Origin of the sequence: Halorubrum ejinorense (assembly GCF_039522565.1) — an archaeon.
GTDB classification, from domain to species: domain Archaea; phylum Halobacteriota; class Halobacteria; order Halobacteriales; family Haloferacaceae; genus Halorubrum; species Halorubrum ejinorense.
The window spans coordinates 218,978-237,947 of sequence record NZ_BAAADQ010000001.1; the positions used below are offsets into that span (position 1 = coordinate 218,978).

Consider the following 18,970-nt stretch of genomic DNA (forward strand, 5'->3'; position numbering starts at 1 on the left):
TTCGCAGCGAAGGATAAAATCGCTTGTGAACGGGGGGAGTCGATCCGCTTTCAGGGCGCCACCGGCGTCCGCTTGTCGACGCCGCGTACCTCGAACCGCGCGCCGCCCGCCTCGCTCGCCGTCGCCTCGACGGTCCAGCCGTGCGCGGTGGCGATCTGCTGAACGATCGCGAGGCCGAAGCCGGTGTTCCCGGCCGCGCCGCTCTCGCCGGGCTCGAAGAGGGAGTCGGCGACGTCGGGCTCGATTCCCGGGCCGTCGTCCTCGACGTAGAAGCCGTCTGAGAGATCGCCGACGCGGACGGAGACGTCGTCGCCGGCGTGGTCGACCGCGTTCCGCATCAGGTTCTCGAAGAGGCTCCGGAGCCGGTCCGGGTCGGCGAGCACCTCCTGGTCGGTCTCGACCGAGAGGGTCGCCGACTCGGTGTGGACGGTCGACCAGCTGTCCTCGACGACGCCCGCGAGCGCGACGGGCTCCGGGTCGCCGACCGTCTCCCCCTCCCGAGCGAGGGTGAGGGTGCGTTCGACGATCGACTCCATGCGTTCGAGCGCGGAGAGCGCCGCGTCGAGGTTCTCCGCGTCGCCCGAGGCGTCACGGGCCAGTTGGACGCGCCCCTGCGCGACGTTCAGCGGGTTCCGCAGGTCGTGCGAGACGATGCTGGCGAAGGAGTCGAGCCGGTCGTTCTGTCGTTCGAGGGCGTCCTCGCGTTCCTTGAACGCCGTGATGTCCTCCTGGAACCCGACCCAGTGGGTGACGGTCCCTGTGGCGTCGGTGATCGGCGCGACGCTCACCCGGTTCCAGAACTGGGTGCCGTCCTTCCGGTAGTTCAACAGTTCGACGGAGATCGGCTCGTCGGCTTCGATCGCGTCGCGGAGCGTCTGGACCGACGCCTCCTCGGTGTCCGGCCCCTGGAGGAAGCGACAGTTGACGCCGATCGACTCCTCGCGGTCGTAGCCGGTCATCTCGACGAAGCGGTCGTTGACGTACACCATCGGGTTGTCCTCCTGTTGCGGGTCGGTGATGGTGATCCCGACCGGCGCCTCGTCGAGCGCGCGGGTCTTCGTCTCCAGCTCCGCGCGGCGCTCGCGCTCGTCGGAGACGTCACGCAGGATGCCGACGCTGCCGTCGAAGTAGTCACCCTCGTACGGCAGCGCCGCCATGTGGTCGCGACAGGGGATCGGCTCCCCCTCCTTGGGCACGATGTCGACGCCGAAGTGCTGGACGTCGGGGCCGGAGTCGGAGAGGATCGTCCCGAGCCGATCTTCGGCCTCCTGGACCGCGGCGTCGTCCTTGATGAATCCGGGCGTCTGCCCGATGATCTCCTCGCGGTCGTAGCCGGTGAGCTCGGCGAACGGCTCGTTGACGAACCGGAACTCGCCGGTCTCGTCGACGACGTAGACGGGGTAGCCGAGCGCCTCGATGACCGTCGAGTAGCGCTCGGCGATCTCCTTGGTCCGGTGTTCCTCGACGGCCTGGTCGACGCGGTTCGCGAGCCGGCGGAGCTGTTCGGGACCGCCCTTCTGGAAGTAGCCGGTGACCCCGGCGTTGAGCGCCTGGCTCGCGATCTCCTCCGACCCCTTCCCGGTGTACAGCACGAACGGGAGCTGCGGGCGGCGCTCGCGGAGCGCGTCGAAGAACTCCAGCCCGTCCATCGGGGGCATGTCGTAGTCGCTGACGACGCAGTCGAACGAGTCGGCTTCGAGTCGTTCGAGCGCGGCCCCCGGGTCGGTCACGCTCGTTACCGCTACCGCGTCGAGCTCGCGCTCGAGGTACGCCTCCGTGAGATCGAGGACGGACGGGTCGTCGTCGACGTGGAGCACGTCGATCGCTACGGGCATGCGCCGGACTACGGGTGCGTCGAATAAACGACTACCGACCCGGATATCGGATCTGGATCTAAGCGTCGAACCCCCGCGACACCGTCCGGCGCGTCGGTTCACTTCCGGCGCGGGTGGCTGATTCTTAAGGCCGCGGAGCGCGGAGCCGAACGCGATGAACGGCGGGAGGCCCGGCCGCGGGGTGACGACCCCGTGAGCCTAGAGGAGTACGCTCACGAGGCGGAGAGCGACGCCCCCGATCGCGTCGTCTGTCACGTCGACATGGACTGCTTTTACGCCTCCTGCGAGCGACTGCGCCACGACGACCTCGACGGCGAGCCCGTCGTGGTCGGCATGGGGTACGAGCCGGGCGAGTCGATCGGCGCGGTCGCGACCGCGAGCTACGAGGCCCGCGAGTTCGGCGTCGAGAGCGCGATGCCGATCTCCGAGGCCCTGGAGCTGCTCCCGCGCCGCGCCGACGCGGATCCGAGCGATCCGGACGCGCCGGACCCGGCCGAGACGGGCCGGTACCTCCCCGTCGACCTCGACTTCTACGAGGACGTGGCGAGCGAGGTGAAGGCCGTGTTGCGCGACTGCGCCGACACGCGCCGGGAGGTGAGCATCGACGAGGCGTACCTCGACGCCACCGACCGGACCTCGTGGGCGGTCGCCGGCGACGACGGGGACCCGCCGCCGAGCGGCGCGGCCGGCCCCGCGGACGCCCGAACGCTCGCGGAGGGGTACGCCCGACACGTCAAAGACCGGATCGACCGCGAGGCGGGCGTCCCGGCGAGCGTCGGCGTCGCGCCGAACATGTCGGCCGCGAAGGTCGCCAGCGACGCCGACAAGCCGGACGGCCTCGTCGTCGTGCCGCCGGGGTCGGTCGCCGAGTTCCTCGCGCCGCTGCCGACCGCCGACGTCCACGGGGTCGGCCCCGTGACCGAGCGGACGCTGGCGGAGCAGGGGATCGAGACCGCCGGCGATCTGGCCGCCGCCGACCGGGACCGGCTCGCCGAGGCGCTGGGCGAGCGCGGCCCGGAGCTCTCCCGGCGCGCCGCCGGCGACGACGACCGCGAGGTGACCCCGACCGGCCTCCCGAAGAGCCTCTCGCGCGAGTCGGCGCTGCCGACGACCGCCGACGAGCCGACGAAGCGGGAGACCGTCTCCGCGCTCGCCGCCGACGTGGCCCGCCGCGCCCGCGAGCGAGGGTGTCTGTACCGCACCATCGGGATCAAGGCGGTCGAGCCGCCGTTCGACGTGAACACCCGCGCCCGGAGCCTCCCCGGACCGGTCGACGACCCGGACCTCGTCGAGGAGGTGGCGCTCGACCTGCTCGCGGAGTTCGACGAGACGCGGGTCCGCAAGCTCGGCGTCCGGGTCTCGAAGCTCGACTTCGCCGAGAGCGACCAGGCGACGCTCGGCGGGTTCGACGCGAGCGACGGAGCGGGCGGCGACGGCGGTGGCGACCGCACCCGCGGGCCCGACTCCCGACCGACCGCCACCGACGGCGACGGTGGGAAGCTCACCGACTGGATCGGCGGGGAGCCGACCGCGGAGGCGACGGAAAGCGGCGCGACGGGAGACGACGCCGAGCGCCGGACGGGCGACGGACAGGCGTCGCTCGGCGAGTGGTCGTGAGTGGCTGCGAGACCGCTGGGGAGTCCCCGCCGACGGGGTTTTTATCACGCCGCCGAAACGACGCGGAGCCGTGTCCCTCGCTCGCCGCGTCCTCCTCGGCTCGGACGCGGACGGCTCGCCGCGTCGACGCCGGCTGCTCGTCCCGCCGCTGCTCTTCGTCTGCGTCTTCGCCGCCTAGGCGTTCGGGGTGGTTTCGATCTCCGGCGGGGTCGTGTTCCTCGCGGGCCAGGCCGCGGTTCTCGGCGTCCTCGTAGCCGCGGTCCTCGCCTACCGCCGGGCAGGGGTCGCGCTCGCCTGGGCCACCGTCTACGGCGCGCTGCTCGGGCAGAACGCCGACCACTACCTCCTGGGCCTCCCGGGACGCCCCCTCGGCGAGCGGGTCGTCGCGCTCGTCGGACTCGACGGACTCGTCTTCGTCGGCGTCGAGGCCCTCGCGTTGGGGACGATCGCCTGGGTCGTCGGGGCGGGCGGCCGCCTCGCCGTCGAGCGCGTCCGGGCCGCGTGACTCGCCTCGACCCCGCGACGGTCGGGTATTTAGGCGACGAGCGACGACCAAGTGTATGGACGACTCCGGCGACCTCTCGTGGGAGACGCTCGACTCGGCCGTCGATTACGCCTGTCCCGGCTTCGACGTGCGGCGCGACGAGGTGCGGTTCCCGGACGGCGAGACCGACGGGTTCCACTACGTTGACGAACCGCCGGCGGTCGTCGTCTTGCCCTTGACCCCCGACGGCGACGCCGTCGTCATCGACGAGTGGCGACAGGCGGTCGGCCGGGTGAACCGCGGGATCCCCGCGGGGACGATGGAGCCGACGGACGCGGAGTCGGCGAGCGACGCGACAGACCCGAGCCCCGACGCGGTCGAACGCGCCGCGGCCCGCGAACTGGCCGAGGAGACCGGCTACGAGGCCGACTCGTTCGAGCGGCTGACGACCGTCGAGCCGACGAACGGGATGGCGAACGCGGTCCACCACCACGTGCTCGCGACCGGCTGCGAGCCGACGGCCGACCGCGACCTCGATCACAACGAGTCGATCGCGGTCGAGACGGTGCCGTACGACGACCTGCTCGCGGCGGTCGTCGACGACGAACTCCGCGACGGGCGGGCCGTCACCGCCGTGCTGTGGTACGAACTGCTCCACCGCTGAGACCGGGTCCTTCGGTCGGCTCCGGCGCGTGGCGGACGATCCGGCACGGACAATCATTTTGCCCGTCGACCCGTAGGTCGGGCGATGACAACACCCTCCGGCGATCCGGTCCCCGACGGCGGCGTCCGCGACGAGATCGACGAGGTGGCCGGTGACCCCGTAGACGCGGACGGCCCGGAGCGATCGGGCGGGTCGACGGGGATCGCGGTCGCGACCGCCCTCGCGCTCGGCGTGCTCGGCCCGCTCATCGCGCTGGCGAGCGGGGTCGCCATCCTCGCGATCGACGCGCTGGCCGGCGGGCTATCGCTCGCCGTGAGCGTCGTTCTCACGCTGATATTCGGCCAGTACGTCGCGTTCGGCGGGCTGGCGATCGGCTACCTCCTGTGGCGCGGCTTCGACCGCGAGGGGATCGTCTCGTACCTCGGCGTCCGGGTGCCGAGCCTCAAGGAGATCGGGATCGTCCTCGGCGGGTGGGTCACGATCCTGATTTTGATCCTCGTGGTCTCGACCGTCGTCGGCCTCCTGGGCACGGAGACCGCCTCGAACCAGAGCGCCGAGCTGGCGATGGGGAACCCGAGTATCATCCCGCTTTTCATCGCCGCGTCGTTCCTCGTGATCGGCCCCTGTGAGGAGATCCTCTACCGAGGGGTCGTTCAGGGGCGGCTCCGCGAGTCGCTGCCGGCGGCCCCGTCGATCCTGCTCTCGGCCGCGATCTTCGCCGCCATCCACGTGATGGCGCTGACCGGCGGCGCCTCCGCGCGGCTGACGACCGTGGCCATCCTCTTCGTCCCGAGCATCGTCTTCGGGGCGGTGTACGAGTACACCGAGAACCTCGTCGTCCCCGCGCTGCTTCACGGGCTCCACAACGCCGTGATCTTCACCGCGCTCTACATCACCGCGACCCAGATCGACCCGAGCGATCTGCCCGCTGTCCTCGGGTTCCTCCCGCTCTGAGCGACGGCGAGGCAAACCGCGGATCGGCCGCGGCTCAGTACAGGTCCCCTAGCTCCTCCTCGACGTGCGAGTGCTCCTCGGCGGGGAACTCGCCGCTCGTCACCGCCTCCCTGTACGCCTCCACGGCGTCGACCATCTCGCCGCGCACGTCGCCGAACTGCTTCGCGAACGGGGGCGACCACTCCCCCAGCCCGACCGCGTCGTTGATAACGAGGACCTGGCCGTCGCAGTCGGGGCCCGCGCCGATACCGATCGTGGGGATGTCCAGCGCCTCGGTCACCGCGCCAGCGAGGTTCGCCGGCACGTGCTCCAACACGAGCGCGAACGCCCCGGCATCGGCGTGGGCGCCCGCGAGGTCGATTATCTCCTCGGCCGCGTCCTGATCGGTCCCCTGCCGGGTGTAGCCGCCGAGCCGGTTCACGTGCTGGGGGGTCAAGCCGAGGTGCGCCATCACCGGGATCCCGACCTCCGCCATGCGGCGCGTGGTCGAAACGGTGTGGGGGCCGCTCTCGATCTTCACCGCGTCCGCGTTCGCCTCCTTCAGCAGTCGTCCCGCGTTGCGGACGGACTCGGCCTCGTCGACGCCGAACGAGAGGAACGGCATGTCCGCGACGACCAGGGCGTCCTCGGTGCCGCGCGCGACCGCGGCGGTCCGGCTCGCGACCTCGTCGAACGTGACGGGGAGCGTGGAGTCGTAGCCGAGCGCCGCGTTGCCCATGCTGTCGCCGACGAGGACGACGTCGATCCCGGCCTCGTCGACGATCGTCGCCGTCGGCGCGTCGTAGGCGGTGAGCATCGTGATCGGCGCGTCGGCGTCCCGGAGTCCCCGCGTCGTGGTCATGCCTCGGAGTCACCCCCGCGCCGCCGTAAAATCGTCGGGAACCGGAAATCGAGCGCGGCGAGGCGGCCGCCCGCGTGCCCGCCGCCCTCGCCGCCGACCGCCACCGATTTGCCGGTCGACCGCCGAGGGGGCCACGTGCAACCAGTCGAGCAGGCCGAGTACGAGGGGGTCGACTACGCGTGGGTGATGCAGACGACGTTCGTCGTCACCATCCTCGTCGGCGCCCCCGTCGTGGCCCTGCTGTCGACGGCCGTCGCGCTGGAGTCGTGGGGCGCGCGGGCCGCCTTCGCGGTCCGGGTCGGCGCCCCGATCTGGTTCGTCACCGCGGTCGCCGTCGCGCTGTACGCCAGGCGGAACGACGCCGGCGACGGCGGGGCGGAGGAAGACGGAGCGGAGGAAGGCGAAACGTCCGGGTCGGAGGAAGACGGAACGTCCGAGGAGAGAGGGAACGACGACGCCGAATCGGACGCCCCGGAGGACGACCCCGCGGACGACCCGCCGGCCGAGGAAACGGACGACGGCGAGAAGGGCTGATTCGAGAGCGACGCGCTTCGGTTTCGCGGTGCCGCGACCCGACGGCGCTACTCGGCGAGCAGGTCCGCCACCCACGCGAAGTCGACGCCGCCGCGCTCGGCGGCGACCGCGTCCCGTGGCGAGTCGCCGACGAACAGCGCGTCCGCGGGGTCGGCCCCGAGACGGTCTATCGCCGCGAACAGCGACTCCGGGTCCGGCTTGTGGCTCCCGACGGTGTCGCGGCCGACGATGGCCTCGTCGACGAGCGCGTCGTCGAGGTCGTGGGTCGCCGCGGCGATCCGACAGGCCTCCTCGCAGTTGAGCGAGCAGACGCCCGCCGGCGGGTGGGAGTCGGCGGCGGGCGAATCGCCCTGGGTGCTGTCGAACGCGGCCGCGAGCCGGTCCCCGAGCGGGAGGCGCGCGGACTCGCTGGCGCCGGCCCGCTCGTGGACCGCGATGGCCTCCTCGACCTCCGCTCGGATGCCGTACCCGTCGGCCGCGCCGAGTAAGCCCCACAGCTCCTCGGTCGGGGGGATGAGCGCGCGCTCCGCGTACGCGTCGAGGACCGAGTCCGCGACGGCGTCCCAGTCGACCGCGAGTTCGACGAGCGTCCCGTCGAGGTCGTAGACGACCGCGTCGTAGCCGGCGAACGGCGAGTCGCCGTCGGTCACTCGCCGAGCACCCCTCGGGCGATGATCGTCTTCTGGATCTCGGTGGTGCCCTCGTATATCTCCGTGATCTTCGCGTCGCGGTAGAACCGCTCGACGTCGAACTCGGTGGTGTACCCGTAGCCGCCGTGGATCTGGACCGCCTCGTTCGTCACCGACATCGCGGTCTCGCTGGCGCGGTACTTCGCCTTCGAAGCGGCGACGCGGTAGTCCTCGCCCGCCTCGGCCTGCCGGCACGCCTCGCGGACGAGCAGCCGGGCGGCCGACACGTCCGTCTCCATCTCCGCGACCTTGTGCCGGACCGTCTGGATGTCGGCGATGGGGCGGTCGAACTGCTCGCGCTCGCCCGCGTACGACTTCGCCTCGTCGAGCGCGGCCTGCGCGACGCCGACCGCCTGCGCCGCGATGCCGATCCGCCCCTCCGTGAGCGTGCGGAAGGCCGCCGAGAGCCCCCGTCCCGGCTCGGTGAGGCGGTTCGCCGCGGGGATCCGGCAGTCGTCGAAGGTGATCCCGGTCGTGTCCGACGCGCGGAGGCCGAGCTTCTCCTCCTTCTTGCCGACCTCGAAGCCATCGGTGTCGGCGGGCACGAGGAACTGCGTGATCGCGTCGTCGTCGGGGTCGCGCTCGTCGTCGACGACCTTCGCGAAGACGATCGCCACGCCGCCGCGTTTCCCGTTCGTGATCCACTGCTTGTCGCCGTTCAGCGCGTACTCGTCCGTCTCGGGGTCGTACGTCGCGGTCGTGGACATCTCCGCCGGGTTCGATCCCGCCTGCGGCTCCGAGAGACAGAACATCCCGACCGGACGCCCGGTCTCGGCCATCTCCGGCAGCCACGCCTCGCGCTGGCTCTCCGTGCCGAACTCGGCGATACAGGAGGTCGCGAGGCAGTGGACGGAGAGCGCGGTCGCGACCGCGAGGGACCCGTGCGCCAGCACCTCGTTCGCGACGGCGTAGGTCGTCTCGTCGGCGCCGAATCCGCCGTACTCCTCCGGCACCGTCAGGCCGGTGAGGCCGAGTTCGGCGAGCCCGTCCCACACGTCCTCCGGGAACGTCTCCGTCTCGTCTGCCTCGGCCGCCGTCGGTCGGACCTCCTCGGCCGCGAACTCGCGGACGAGGTCGCGGACCGCCTGCTGTTCGTCGGTGAGCGCCGAGCCGACGCGTGCTCCGGTCATGCCGACGACTTCGATCCGCCACGGAAAAAGATGAGCGATCGGCCGGGGTGCCGGAGCGGCGTCGACGCGCCCTACTCGTCCGCGTCGCGCGCCTCCCAGAGCGGATACAGCTCGTCCCGCGGCGGCGTCGTGAGGGCCGCGCCGTCGATCCTGACGGTCCCAGGCGACGCGTCGTCGGTCGGCGGTTCGACCGCGCCGATCTCGGCGCCCTCGACGCCGACCGCGTCGAGCGCGTCGAGCGCGTCCTCGACCCGGCTCGGGGGGACCGCCGCCAGCAGCGCTCCGGAACCGAACGTCGCGAGCGGGTCGACGCCGAGCGCGTCACAGCAGGCGCGGGTCTCGGGCCGGACGGGTACCCGGTCGCGTTCGACCGCGAAGACGGCCTCGCTCGCCGACGCCGTTTCGACCAGCGCGGTCGTCACGCCGCCCTCGGTCGGGTCGTGGAGCGCGGTCGCGGCGTCGCGGACCGCGGCCGCGTCGGGGACGACGCTCACCTCGCCGAGGAACTCGGCGGCCGAATCGAGCGTCGCCGCCGGAACCCCCGCGTCGAGGCACTCCTCGCGGAAGTCGGTCGCGAGGATCGCGGTCGCCTCGATCGCCGCCCCCTTCGTGAGCAGGAGGCGGTCGCCCGGTTCGGCGCCCCCGCTCGACACGAAGCGGTCGGTCGTCCCCATCGCCGTCATCGAGCAGAGGGGGCGGTCGAGCGCCGGCAGGACCTCGGTGTGGCCGCCGACGACCGCGACGCCGAGCTCCCGTGCCGTCGCGTCGACCTGATCGGCGACCGCCCGGAGCCGGCCGGGGTCGTCGTCAGGGAGGAACAGCGTGTGGGTGAGCCACCGCGGGTCGGCGCCGCTGGCGGCCACGTCGTTACAGGCGACGTGGACGGCGAGCGTCCCGACCGACTCGGCGGCCAGCGACAGGGGGTCGGCGGCGACGACGAGCGTCTCGCCGGTTCCGGCCAGATCGATCGCGGCCGCGTCCTCGCCGTAGGCCGGCCCCTGCGCCACCGCGGGGTCGTCCGCGCCGGTCGCCGCGAGCGCCGCGCCGAGCGCCTCGGGACCGAGTTTGCCGGTCATCGCTCCCGGAGCCACGCCGCGACGGCCTCGGGGTCGGCGTCGAGCCCGCCGCCCTGCGCGTACGTCGGGCCGCCGCCCCCGCCGCCGCCGAACTCGTCGGTGACCGCGCCCACGAGGTCGCCCGCGTCGACGCCGGCGTCCGGGCGAGCCGCGACGACGACGAAGGGCGCGTCGCCCGTGCCGACCGCGGCCAAGACGGCAGGCGCGTCGGCGTCCGCGGGGTCGTCGCCGTCACCCGTCGCCGAGTCGGCCCCGTCACCGACGACCGCGCTCGCGGGCTCCCGGAGTTCGTTCGGGTCGGCGTCGTCGACGGTGCCGATCGCCCACCGCGCGCCGTCGACCGCGACGGTCGGGAACTCGCGGAGGCGGGCGTCGAGCAGTTCCTCGCGGGCGGCCCGGAGGTCGGCCTCCAACCGGTCGGTCTCGTCGCGGAGGCGGGCGACCGCGTCGGGGAGGTCGCCGACGCGCGCGTCGAGCGTCGTCGCGGCGTCGAGCGCGGCGGCGTGGACCGCGCCCAGCTCGTCTATCGCGGTCGGGCCGACGGCGAACTCGACGCGGGTCACGCCCTCCCCGGGGTTCGAGCGGTCCAGTACGGTCACCGGGCCGATCTCCGCGGTGTCCGACACGTGCGTCCCGCCGCAGGCCGCGACGTCCCACGGGTCGTCCGCGTCGCCGACGGTCACGACGCGGACCGCGCCGTCGCTCATCGCGCCCTCCTCGGTCTTGGTGTTGAACGCGATCCCGTCGACGTCGCGGGCCGCGTCGGCCGAGTGGCTCTCCCACGAGACGGGCAGCGAGTCCCAGACGGCGCGGTTGGCGAGCCGCTCCAGCTCGATCAGGTCGTCGTCGTCGAGCGGTTCGGCGGTCGTCAGGTCGACGCGGACCTTCGTCTCGGAGATGTCGAAGCCGGCGTAGCCGAGGTCCTCCGTGATCCGGCGGGCGGCCCCGTACAGCACGTGCGAGGCGGTGTGAGCGCGGGCGCAGTAGGTCCGGAAGGCGTCGTCGATCAGGCCCGTGACGGCGTCGCCGGGCGCGAGGTCGTGCTCCGCGTCGGGCGCGAGCGTGTGGACCACCTCGCCGTTGCGCTCGACCACGCCGTCCACGAGGTGACCGTCGAGCGTGCCCCTGTCGGCCGGCTGGCCGCCCGACTCGGGGTAGAAGTACGTCTCGTCGAGGACGACCTCGCGGCCGTCGGCGGACTCGACCGTCGCTTCGAACTCACGGACCGTCGGCTCGGCCGGCGCGCGTGAAGCGGTCATTGCCGGGTGGTGGGTTCGGGCGGGTAAATAGGTGACCGCCGAGCGGTCGTGTCTCGCTCGGTCCTCGGAGGGAGCCGTCCGAGACGCCTACGGGGACGGGGTGGGCCGTTCCCGGCCGGTATCGGCACCGGGTACGACCCCGATTAGTGTTACCCGAATCATCACAAAAGAGTATTATAGAGTCGCCGCGGAGGGGTCGTATGGCTAGAAGGCCCGAACTGGAGATATACAGAAGCTGTTCCGTAGTCGGAGATGCGACGTTCGAGGGGGACACTGGGAGAACGCTTACGGAGGCCTTCGTCGGTGCGATTGCCGACGCCGAAGGGATCGCGCCGACCGACGTGCCGCCGTTGTACGGCTCGGTCGACTTCGACGCGCTCGCTCGGTTGGTCGAAACGACCGGTGAGACCGCTGATAGCGATCTGCTCATCGCGTTCCGTATCGACAGGTGGAACGTGTTCGTGAACGGCGAGGGCCTCATCCGCGTCTGTGACGCGACGATAGAGATCGAACCCGAAGCGATCTTCGAGGGGTATATCGCATGAGGCAACCGCTCACCCGGCGCACCGGCGCCTCCGGTGCGTGATCGGAGCGCCGCTCGCTACCGACTCGCTCGCCGGGCGTGACGATACGCCGCCGAAACGAACTCACTCGTCCGATCCGACGGCTCGCAGCCGAACGGGGACCGACCGACTCCCGAGTTCCGGTCAGCCCTCCAGCTCGAACGCGACCTCGACTTCGGCCTGATACTCGCGGTCGGCGGCCGAGTCCAGTTCGACGCCGAACTCCTCTACCTCCACCCAGTAGACGTTCTCGAGCGTGTCTTCCGCGCGGTCGATGGCGTCGTCGGCCGCGGCGTCGAAACTCTCCTCGCTCGTCCCGATCAGCGTGATCTTTTTGAAGACCATGTCACGTGCTGGTACGACGCACGGGGGGATAAAAATACGCGTCGGGGACGACGGGGGAGGCTGCGGCGGGGCTACGGACTGCCCGGCGCGCCTTCCATCACGGCGAAGTCCTCGCCGCCGCGCTCGATGCCGATGACCGCCCAGTCGTAGGGCGGTTTCGCGGAGACGAGTCGCTCCTGGAGGGAGTCGGCCGTGTCGCGCCACGTGACGAAACACCGGAGTCTCGGTGTGTCACCGCCGTCTGCGAGATACGGGTCGAGGTCGTCGTCGTCGAGACACAACACCGTCACGAGCACGCGCCGCCATTTGCGTTCCGCGACGAACTCTCGTCCGCCCTCGGAGACGGTGTATCCCAGTTCGCGGAAGACGTCTCTGGCCTCGGTCGTCGGGGGGATGCTCGCAGTGGCCATCTACCTCGATGTTCGGTTCCATCCGTGATAAACTTTCCCACGATTTCGGTCGGAGAGAATCGGCGGCTCCGGTCGGAACGGCCCGGAGAACCTCGAACGCGGCTCACTCGTGGGCCGCGTCCCACTCGTCCGGCTTCCGGATGTTCCCGCACTCGGTGCACTGGATCCGGCCCATGGTGTCCATGGCGATGTCGAACGACTCGCAGTTGCCGCAGCGGAACCCCCAGCGGGACTCGCCCGTCTCGTCCGCGAACACGACGTAGAAGGGGCCGTCCGCGCCGCGCTCGGTGCGCGTCCGGTCGGTGTACACCCGTTCGCCGCTCGGCGTCGTCGACGCTTCGAGAGTCATGGCTCTGGCTACCCGGCGGAGCGACTTAAGCGGGGGACTCGGGAGCGGAGAAAACGGAGCGTCGCCGGACCCGTTACGTGCGGAACGACTCGCCGCAGCCGCACTCGGAGACGACGTTCGGGTTCTCGACCTCGAAGCCGGCGGCCTGAAGCCCGTGTTCGTAATCGAGCGTGCTCCCGCCGATGTAGTTCCGACTGGCGGGGTCGACGAACACGCGGAGCCCATGGTGCTCCACCACGAGGTCGTCGTCTTCCGGCTCGTTGTCGAACCGCATCCCGTACGACAGCCCCGCGCAGCCGCCCTGCTGGACGAACAGCCGCAGGCCGGCGATGTCGGTGTCGAGCCCCTCGCCTTCCAGCAGCGAGAGCGCCTCCTCCGCGGCGTCCGGGGACACTTCGATCGCCGGGTCGCTCTCCTCGGTCCCGGTGTCGGCTGATTCGGTACTCATGCGAACGCGTTCGGTGTCGACACTCAAAACCCTGCCGGCGGGATCGGTCCGGCGAGCGGCGACGGCCGGGCGACGGTCGATACGGTTCGCGAGCCGACATCACGGCGTCTCGCCGGCGGTTCCGGTCCGCTCGGCGTCCGGATCGACCTCCGGCCGCGCGTCGGGGTCGGCGTCCGACTCGGCGCCGGGAGCGGCGCCCGATTCGGCGTCGGGAGCGGCGGCGGGAGACGCCGCGGCCGTCGCCCCGACCGCGCCGGTGACGGTCACGTCGCGTTTCGGGTACGGGATCTCGATGTCGGCCTCGCCGAGCGCCACGTACAGCGCGCGGTTGAGCCGGTGTTGCGCGCGGCGGCGACGCGTCGGCCCGTTGACCCAACAGAGGAGTTCGTACTGGAGCGCGGAGTCCCCGAACGACCGGAAGCGGGCGCGGGGTTTCGGCGAGTCGAGGACCAGCGGCTCCGCGGCCAAGACCTCCATGGCGAGCGCCTCGAAGGCGTCGACGTCGGTGCCGTAGGCGACGCCGACGGGGACCCGGATGCGCCGGCGGCGCTGGGGCGCGGACTCGTTCGTCACCTTCGCGGCGTTGAGCGCCGCGTTCGGCACCGTCACCAGCACCTCGTCGCGTGTGAGCAGCGTCGTCGAGCGCACGCCGACCTTGATCACCGTGCCCGCGGTGCCGTCGTCGAGGACGATGTAGTCGCCGATCTTGTACGTGTCGTCGAAGTAGAGCGCGATGCCGCCGAAGAAGTTCGCGACGGTGTCCTTCGCGGCGAAGCCGACCGCGATGCCGGCGACCCCCGCCGCGCCGAGCAGGGGCGTGATCTCGATGCCCCAGAGCCACAGCAGGGTGCCGGCGCTCCCGACGACGACCGCGAGCGTCCAGACGTTCGAGAAGACGGGCGCGAAGTCGAACCGGTTCCCCTCGGCGTTGACCGCGGCGACCAGCCGGTTCACCACGGCGTTGGCGGCGTACGCCCAGACGAGGACGATGATCGACAGCGACGGGCGGCCGAAGGCGGCGTCCAGCACCGACGGCGAGACGACGACCGACGTGCGCACCGACGGGACCTGCGTGAGCACGTACACGCCCGCGAGCGCGGCGGTGACGACGAGCGGCGGGCGCAGCGATGCGATGACGATGTCGTCGTACCCGGACTCAGTGTGCGAGACGTACCGACGGGCGAGCCGGAGAACGACGAACTCCATCGCCACGGCGGCGACGACGGACACGAGGAGGACGGCGACCGTCGCCTCGACGGCGGTCAGCCCGTCGAACAGCGCGGCAAGCGACGGTATCATGAGTGTCAGAGACGCGACAGCGGGAGATAACCGTTTCTGGGGCCGAAGCGCGCGAGCGGAGGAGCGGGAAATGACCGAGCGGAGGCGCTGAGGACGACCGAGCGGAGGGCCGCAAGGCGCCCGAGCGGAGGGCCGCAAGGCGCCCGAGCGGGCGGACAGGGGACGCCGCGCGCCCTACTCGGACGAGCGCCCCCGGTCGGTTGCGGAGTCGGCCGACCGAGTCGCGGACGCGTCGGGGGGCGAGGCGCCAGCCAGGGCCAGCAGGTCGCGGAGGCTCTCGATCTCGACGGTCGGCTCGACGTCGAGGTCGCGGGCCGCGTTGTGGTCGCGCCGCAGGAACGCGCTGTCGATCTCGGCGCGCTCGGCGGCGATCACGTCGGTCGCGCGGTCGCCGACGTAGATCCCGTCGGTCGCGTCGAGCGCGTCGAGCGCCTCATCGAGGTAGTGCGGGTTCGGCTTGCGCCGCCGGTAGCCGTCGGGACCGGGGTCGCGGCCGCGGACGAACGCGAACGCGTCGAGCCGGAAGTGGTCGACGACGAACTCGACGGTGGAGTGGTAGTTGTTGCTCACCAGCCCGAGCGTCGCGCGGTCGGCCAGCGCGTCGAGGACCTCGACGTCCCGGTGGAGACGCCGCGCCCCGGCCGCCAGCCGCTCGACGGCGCGTTTCGCGCTCCGCGCCTCGCGCGCCCGAAAGAGCGGCCCGGAGTCGACGCCGAGCTCCGCGCAGGCCGAACGGAACGCGTCGTCGTACGCGTCGCGCTCCAGCGGCTCTCGGAGCGACGACGGCACGGTCAGCTCCCGGTCGTCGAGCACGTCGTCCAGAGCGTGGGAGTAGACCGCGGGGTCGGTCCCGCGCCCCTCCAAGACGACGCCGTCCATGTCGAACAGCACCGCTTCGTAGCCGTCCGACCGAGGCGGACTCATCGGACCAGCCCCCGCGTGTACGCCGACAGGCTCTCGGTGACGACCACCACCCCGAGGATGACGATCAGCACCGTCGCGACCGACTGCCACGCGAAGGCGTTGACCGCGCGGAACAGTTCGACGCCGATGCCGCCAGCGCCCACGAAGCCGAGCACCGTCGAGTCGCGGATGTTGATGTCCCACCGGTAGATCGACAGCCCGACCAGCGCGGGCTTGACCTGCGGGAGGATACCGTAGAGCAGCACTTGCGCCTGCGACGCGCCGGACGCCCGCACCGCCTCGACCTGCCCGAAGTCGATCTCCTCTATCTCCTCGCCGAGCAGTTTCCCGAGGAAGCCGACCGAGCGGAACACGATGGCGACGGCGCCGGCGAGCGGTCCCGACCCGAACAACACGACGAAAAACAGCGCCCAGATGATGGTGTTGACCGACCGGCTCACCGTCACGATGAGCTTCCCGAGCCAGAAGGTCGCGCCGTTCGGCGTGGTGTTCTCGGCGGCGAGCAGCGCCACCGGGACCGCGAGCACCAAGGCGCCGAGCGTCCCCAGCGCGGCGATCTGGACCGTCTCGATCAGCGGCCGGACGATCCGAGTCGTGTACGCCACGTCCGGCGGGTACATCCGGGTCAGGAGGTCGCCGACCTCCCGCGGGATCGTCTCCGGCCTGACGACGCCGGTGTCCATGAACTGCCACGAGGCGATCACGGTGACGGCCGCGGTGAGCAGGAGGACGAACCGAGTGATCCGCCGGCGTCGGTCGAACCGCTCCCAGCTCGGTTGCTCCACCGCCATCAGTTGTACCTCCGTCGGACGACCGCGCTGACGCCCTCGGCCACGAGGACGACCGCGATGATCGCGAGCAGGATGGCCGTGACGTACTGGTAGTCGTAGCGGTTGAACGCGGTCAGCAGCACCGATCCGATCCCGCCCGCCCCGACGATGCCGATGATCGTCGAGGTGCGGATGTTGATGTCCCACCGGTACACCGAGAGCCCGGCGAATCGGGGGATGATCTGCGGCACGACCCCGTAGAGGAGCGTCTGGATCGGCGAGGCGCCGGACGCCCGCACCGCGTCGACCGACCCCATGTCGATGTCCTCTAAGTCCTCCGCTAAGAGCTTCGAGAAGAAGCCGACCGTCTTGAACGTGATCGTGAGGATGCCCGCGAGCGGTCCGAAGCCGATGGCCTTGACCGCGATGATGCCGACGATGATCGCGTTGAACGCCCGAGAGACGGAGATGAATCCCCTGTTGATCGCGTACAGCGGCTTCGGCGAGAGGTTCTCCGCGGCCATGAACGCGATCGGGACGCTGAGCACGATGCCGGTGAGCGTCGACACCATCGCCATCGCGACGCTCTCGAGCATCTTATCGAGGATCCGCTGGGCCTGCCGCGGGGTCGCCGACGGCGGGAGGAAGTCGCCGACGAGCGAGCCGGCGCTTCCGAGCCCCTGTGCGATCCGCCCTGGGTCGGCGCCGACCCCGACGCCAGACCAGACGAAGAACCCGACGACGCCGGCGTACACCGCCCACTTGACCCCCCGTCGCGGGAAGACGGTCGGCCGTTCCCAGGTCCGGTTGCCGGCGGCCATTCAGGTCTCCCCCGCGAGCGGCCGGTCCGTGTCCGTCAGTGGGTCGCCGTCGGACCGGGACCGCGGCTCCTGGCCGTCGGTGTTCTCCGGGACCTCCGCGCCCCGGTACACCTGGTCGAGCCCCCGCTGGTCGAGCGCCGAGGGCGGGCCCTCGAACACGAGCTCGCCGTCGTGGAGCCCGACGATCCGGTCGGCGTGCTCCATCGCGAGGTCGACCTCGTGGATGTTGATCAGCACCGGCACCCCCCGTTCGGCGGCGATGTCGGTCAGCAGCCGCATCACCGTGTCCGAGGTCTCCGGATCCAGGCTCGACGTGGGCTCGTCGACCAGCAGGATCTTCGGCTGTTGGATCACCGCCCGCGCGATGCCGACCCGCTGGCGCTGGCCGCCGGAGAGCTCGTCGACGCGTTTGTTCTCCATGTCGGCCAGGCCGACCCGGTCGAGGATCTGGTACGCCCGCTCGATGTCGTCGGCGGGAAACGACCGCCTGAACGCCTGCCACGCGGAGACGTACCCCAGCCGGCCCGTGAGGACGTTCTCCATTACGGTCAGCCGCTCGACGAGGTTGTACTCCTGGAAGATCATGCCGATGTCGCGACGGGCCGACCGCAGCGCGTCGTCGCCGAGCCCGGTCAGCTCCGTGTCGTCGAGGAGGACCTGACCGCCGCTCGGCTCGGTCAGCCGGTTGACACACCGGATGAACGTGGACTTCCCGGCCCCGCTGGGCCCGATCATCGCGACGGTCTCGCTGCCCTCGACCGACATCGTGACGCCCTGTAGCGCCTCGTCGCCGGTGGCGTACGTCTTCCGGAGGTCGGTGACTCGCAGCATTTACGATCCGAGCGCGCTCCGCTCGTACTCGACGCCGTTGTACCGCTGGATGATCATGATGTCCTTCCAGACCGTCTCGTAGTCGATCGGGACGAACTTGTTGTACCCCGTCCGCTCCTGGTAGTCCGTTCCCGAGAAGTCGGATTCGAGGTACGCCCGCTCGATTCCCTCCTGGATCTCGGGCTTGAGGTTGTAGCGATACGCGACCGGGCCGCTCGGGAACGGCGCCGACGCCCACACCACTTTGAAATCGTCGAAGCTGAGGTCGCTCTGCGCCTCGACGGTGTCTACCATACAGGTCGAACAGATCGGGCCGGCGTCGTAGTCGCCGGCCGCGATGCCGCGCGTGGTGTTGCCGTGGCCGCCCGAGAAGTTGACCTCGTAGTCCTCTTCGGCGGTCACGTCGAAGTACTGGTCGAAGAGGGCCGAGGGGGCCTGGTGCCCGGAGTTCGAGGCGGGCTCGGAGTGACCGACTTTCACCTCGTCGCGGGCGAAGTCCTCGACGCTCTGAATGTCGTCGGCGTCGGCGCGGGTGGTCGCGAACAGCCGGTAGCCGAACTCCTCCTCGGGGGTGAGCCCGACCCCGAACGGGACCGCGCCGCCGAGGTTAACCGCGAACGCGGTCGTGCCGGTCGAGAAGTTCGCGATGTGGGCGCGCTCCGAGCGCATCGCCTCGACGGACGCCGCGTAGCTGTCGACTTTACTGAATTCGACCGGCTTCCCGGTCTCCTCCTCGATGCGGTCGAAGACCGCCTGGAAGTCCTCCTCGAACCGACCCTGGACGTCCTCGCTCGGGCTCTCGGTGAACACCAGGGTGTCGGGGTCCAGCAGCTCGCTCTCGTCGCTCGGGGTCTCCCGGACCGGATCGCCGTGCGGGACCTCCTCGACCTCGCGGTTCCGCATGTTCTCTAAGTCGGTCGTGGATCCGCGCTGGTAGCCCGCGTCGACCAGCGCCGACGACAGGTAGTTGTTCCCCTCCCAGGCTGGTTCCGCGGGATCGAACGCGCTCGCGTCGGCCAGCATCGGGTCGCCGGACTCGCCGCCGCTCCCGCCGGTGCCCGAATCGGCACCGTCGCTCCCGTCGGAGCCGTCCGAGCCGCCGCCGTCCGAGCCCGACCCGCCGGAAC

General features: G+C 71.1%; 20 protein-coding genes and 2 pseudogenes. 6 read left to right on the forward strand and 16 right to left on the reverse strand.

Going from position 1 to position 18,970, the window contains the following annotated elements; genetic code table 11:
- Positions 1-50: 50 nt before the first annotated feature.
- Positions 51-1,835 carry a hybrid sensor histidine kinase/response regulator gene (locus ABDZ89_RS01170; RefSeq protein WP_343775824.1) on the reverse strand — a complete coding sequence of 595 codons (1,785 nt, stop codon included), beginning with the start codon at positions 1,833-1,835 and terminating at the stop codon, positions 51-53.
- Positions 1,836-1,989: 154 nt separating this feature from the next.
- On the opposite strand from ABDZ89_RS01170, the pseudogene ABDZ89_RS01175 reads away from it, so the two are divergent.
- From ABDZ89_RS01175 to ABDZ89_RS01190, 4 genes and pseudogenes are all read left to right on the forward strand, one after another.
- Positions 1,990-3,452, forward strand: a pseudogene (locus ABDZ89_RS01175) (DNA polymerase Y family protein).
- A 70-nt stretch (positions 3,453-3,522) separates the two neighbouring features.
- A pseudogene (locus ABDZ89_RS01180) lies at positions 3,523-3,957 on the forward strand (hypothetical protein).
- Positions 3,958-4,012: 55 nt separating this feature from the next.
- On the forward strand, positions 4,013-4,600 hold the full coding sequence (locus ABDZ89_RS01185) for an NUDIX hydrolase (protein WP_343775832.1): 588 nt from the start codon (positions 4,013-4,015) through the stop codon (positions 4,598-4,600).
- An 84-nt stretch (positions 4,601-4,684) separates the two neighbouring features.
- The gene (locus tag ABDZ89_RS01190; protein ID WP_343775834.1) at positions 4,685-5,554 is read left to right on the forward strand and encodes a CPBP family intramembrane glutamic endopeptidase; all 870 of its coding nucleotides are present in this window, start codon (positions 4,685-4,687) and stop codon (positions 5,552-5,554) included.
- 34 nt (positions 5,555-5,588) lie between these two features.
- On the opposite strand, the gene panB is transcribed toward ABDZ89_RS01190, so the two are convergent.
- Positions 5,589-6,395, reverse strand: a complete 807-nt coding sequence (gene panB, locus ABDZ89_RS01195; protein ID WP_343775836.1) for a 3-methyl-2-oxobutanoate hydroxymethyltransferase — start codon at positions 6,393-6,395, stop codon at positions 5,589-5,591.
- Between the two features lie 135 nt (positions 6,396-6,530).
- On the opposite strand from panB, the gene ABDZ89_RS01200 reads away from it, so the two are divergent.
- A complete protein-coding gene (locus ABDZ89_RS01200; protein WP_343775838.1) occupies positions 6,531-6,929 on the forward strand; it encodes a DUF5822 domain-containing protein in 399 nt (132 codons plus the stop codon).
- Positions 6,930-6,976: 47 nt separating this feature from the next.
- On the opposite strand, the gene ABDZ89_RS01205 is transcribed toward ABDZ89_RS01200, so the two are convergent.
- The 4 genes from ABDZ89_RS01205 to ABDZ89_RS01220 form a co-directional block, all read right to left on the reverse strand.
- On the reverse strand, positions 6,977-7,579 hold the full coding sequence (locus ABDZ89_RS01205; protein ID WP_343775840.1) for an HAD family hydrolase: 603 nt from the start codon (positions 7,577-7,579) through the stop codon (positions 6,977-6,979).
- Positions 7,576-8,748, reverse strand: coding sequence for an acyl-CoA dehydrogenase family protein (locus ABDZ89_RS01210; RefSeq protein WP_343775842.1), 1,173 nt, complete (start codon positions 8,746-8,748; stop codon positions 7,576-7,578). Before ABDZ89_RS01210 ends, ABDZ89_RS01205 begins: the two co-directional genes overlap by 4 nt.
- Positions 8,749-8,819: 71 nt before the next feature.
- Positions 8,820-9,824: an AIR synthase family protein gene (locus ABDZ89_RS01215; protein ID WP_343775844.1), complete on the reverse strand. Its 1,005-nt coding sequence runs from the start codon at positions 9,822-9,824 to the stop codon at positions 8,820-8,822.
- A complete protein-coding gene (locus tag ABDZ89_RS01220; RefSeq protein ID WP_343775846.1) occupies positions 9,821-11,083 on the reverse strand; it encodes an alanyl-tRNA editing protein in 1,263 nt (420 codons plus the stop codon). The genes ABDZ89_RS01215 and ABDZ89_RS01220 overlap by 4 nt, the downstream gene beginning before the upstream one ends.
- A 200-nt stretch (positions 11,084-11,283) precedes the next feature.
- Between ABDZ89_RS01220 and ABDZ89_RS01225 the strand changes: the two genes are divergently transcribed.
- Positions 11,284-11,628 carry a HalOD1 output domain-containing protein gene (locus ABDZ89_RS01225; RefSeq protein WP_343775849.1) on the forward strand — a complete coding sequence of 115 codons (345 nt, stop codon included), beginning with the start codon at positions 11,284-11,286 and terminating at the stop codon, positions 11,626-11,628.
- Between the two features lie 162 nt (positions 11,629-11,790).
- On the opposite strand, the gene ABDZ89_RS01230 is transcribed toward ABDZ89_RS01225, so the two are convergent.
- The 10 genes from ABDZ89_RS01230 to phnD form a co-directional block, all read right to left on the reverse strand.
- Positions 11,791-11,991: a dodecin gene (locus ABDZ89_RS01230; RefSeq protein ID WP_343775852.1), complete on the reverse strand. Its 201-nt coding sequence runs from the start codon at positions 11,989-11,991 to the stop codon at positions 11,791-11,793.
- A gap of 71 nt (positions 11,992-12,062) precedes the next feature.
- On the reverse strand, positions 12,063-12,401 hold the full coding sequence (locus ABDZ89_RS01235) for a DUF7116 family protein (RefSeq protein WP_343775855.1): 339 nt from the start codon (positions 12,399-12,401) through the stop codon (positions 12,063-12,065).
- Between the two features lie 103 nt (positions 12,402-12,504).
- Positions 12,505-12,750 (reverse strand): DUF5816 domain-containing protein, encoded by a 246-nt coding sequence (locus ABDZ89_RS01240; RefSeq protein WP_343775858.1) that lies wholly within the window; start codon positions 12,748-12,750, stop codon positions 12,505-12,507.
- 73 nt (positions 12,751-12,823) lie between these two features.
- Positions 12,824-13,198 carry a HesB/IscA family protein gene (locus ABDZ89_RS01245; RefSeq protein WP_343775861.1) on the reverse strand — a complete coding sequence of 125 codons (375 nt, stop codon included), beginning with the start codon at positions 13,196-13,198 and terminating at the stop codon, positions 12,824-12,826.
- Positions 13,199-13,297: 99 nt separating this feature from the next.
- Entirely contained in the window at positions 13,298-14,497 is a 1,200-nt protein-coding gene (locus tag ABDZ89_RS01250; RefSeq protein WP_343775864.1) for a mechanosensitive ion channel family protein, read from the reverse strand.
- 174 nt (positions 14,498-14,671) lie between these two features.
- Positions 14,672-15,421: an HAD family hydrolase gene (locus tag ABDZ89_RS01255; RefSeq protein ID WP_343775866.1), complete on the reverse strand. Its 750-nt coding sequence runs from the start codon at positions 15,419-15,421 to the stop codon at positions 14,672-14,674.
- A complete protein-coding gene (gene phnE / locus ABDZ89_RS01260; protein ID WP_343775869.1) occupies positions 15,418-16,212 on the reverse strand; it encodes a phosphonate ABC transporter, permease protein PhnE in 795 nt (264 codons plus the stop codon). The genes ABDZ89_RS01255 and phnE (ABDZ89_RS01260) overlap by 4 nt, the downstream gene beginning before the upstream one ends.
- A complete protein-coding gene (gene phnE, locus ABDZ89_RS01265; protein WP_343775872.1) occupies positions 16,212-17,012 on the reverse strand; it encodes a phosphonate ABC transporter, permease protein PhnE in 801 nt (266 codons plus the stop codon). The genes phnE (ABDZ89_RS01260) and phnE (ABDZ89_RS01265) overlap by 1 nt, the downstream gene beginning before the upstream one ends.
- Positions 17,013-17,843 (reverse strand): phosphonate ABC transporter ATP-binding protein, encoded by an 831-nt coding sequence (gene phnC, locus ABDZ89_RS01270; RefSeq protein WP_343775875.1) that lies wholly within the window; start codon positions 17,841-17,843, stop codon positions 17,013-17,015.
- Positions 17,844-18,866, reverse strand: coding sequence for a phosphate/phosphite/phosphonate ABC transporter substrate-binding protein (gene phnD, locus ABDZ89_RS01275; protein ID WP_343776234.1), 1,023 nt, complete (start codon positions 18,864-18,866; stop codon positions 17,844-17,846).
- Positions 18,867-18,970: the final 104 nt, after the last annotated feature.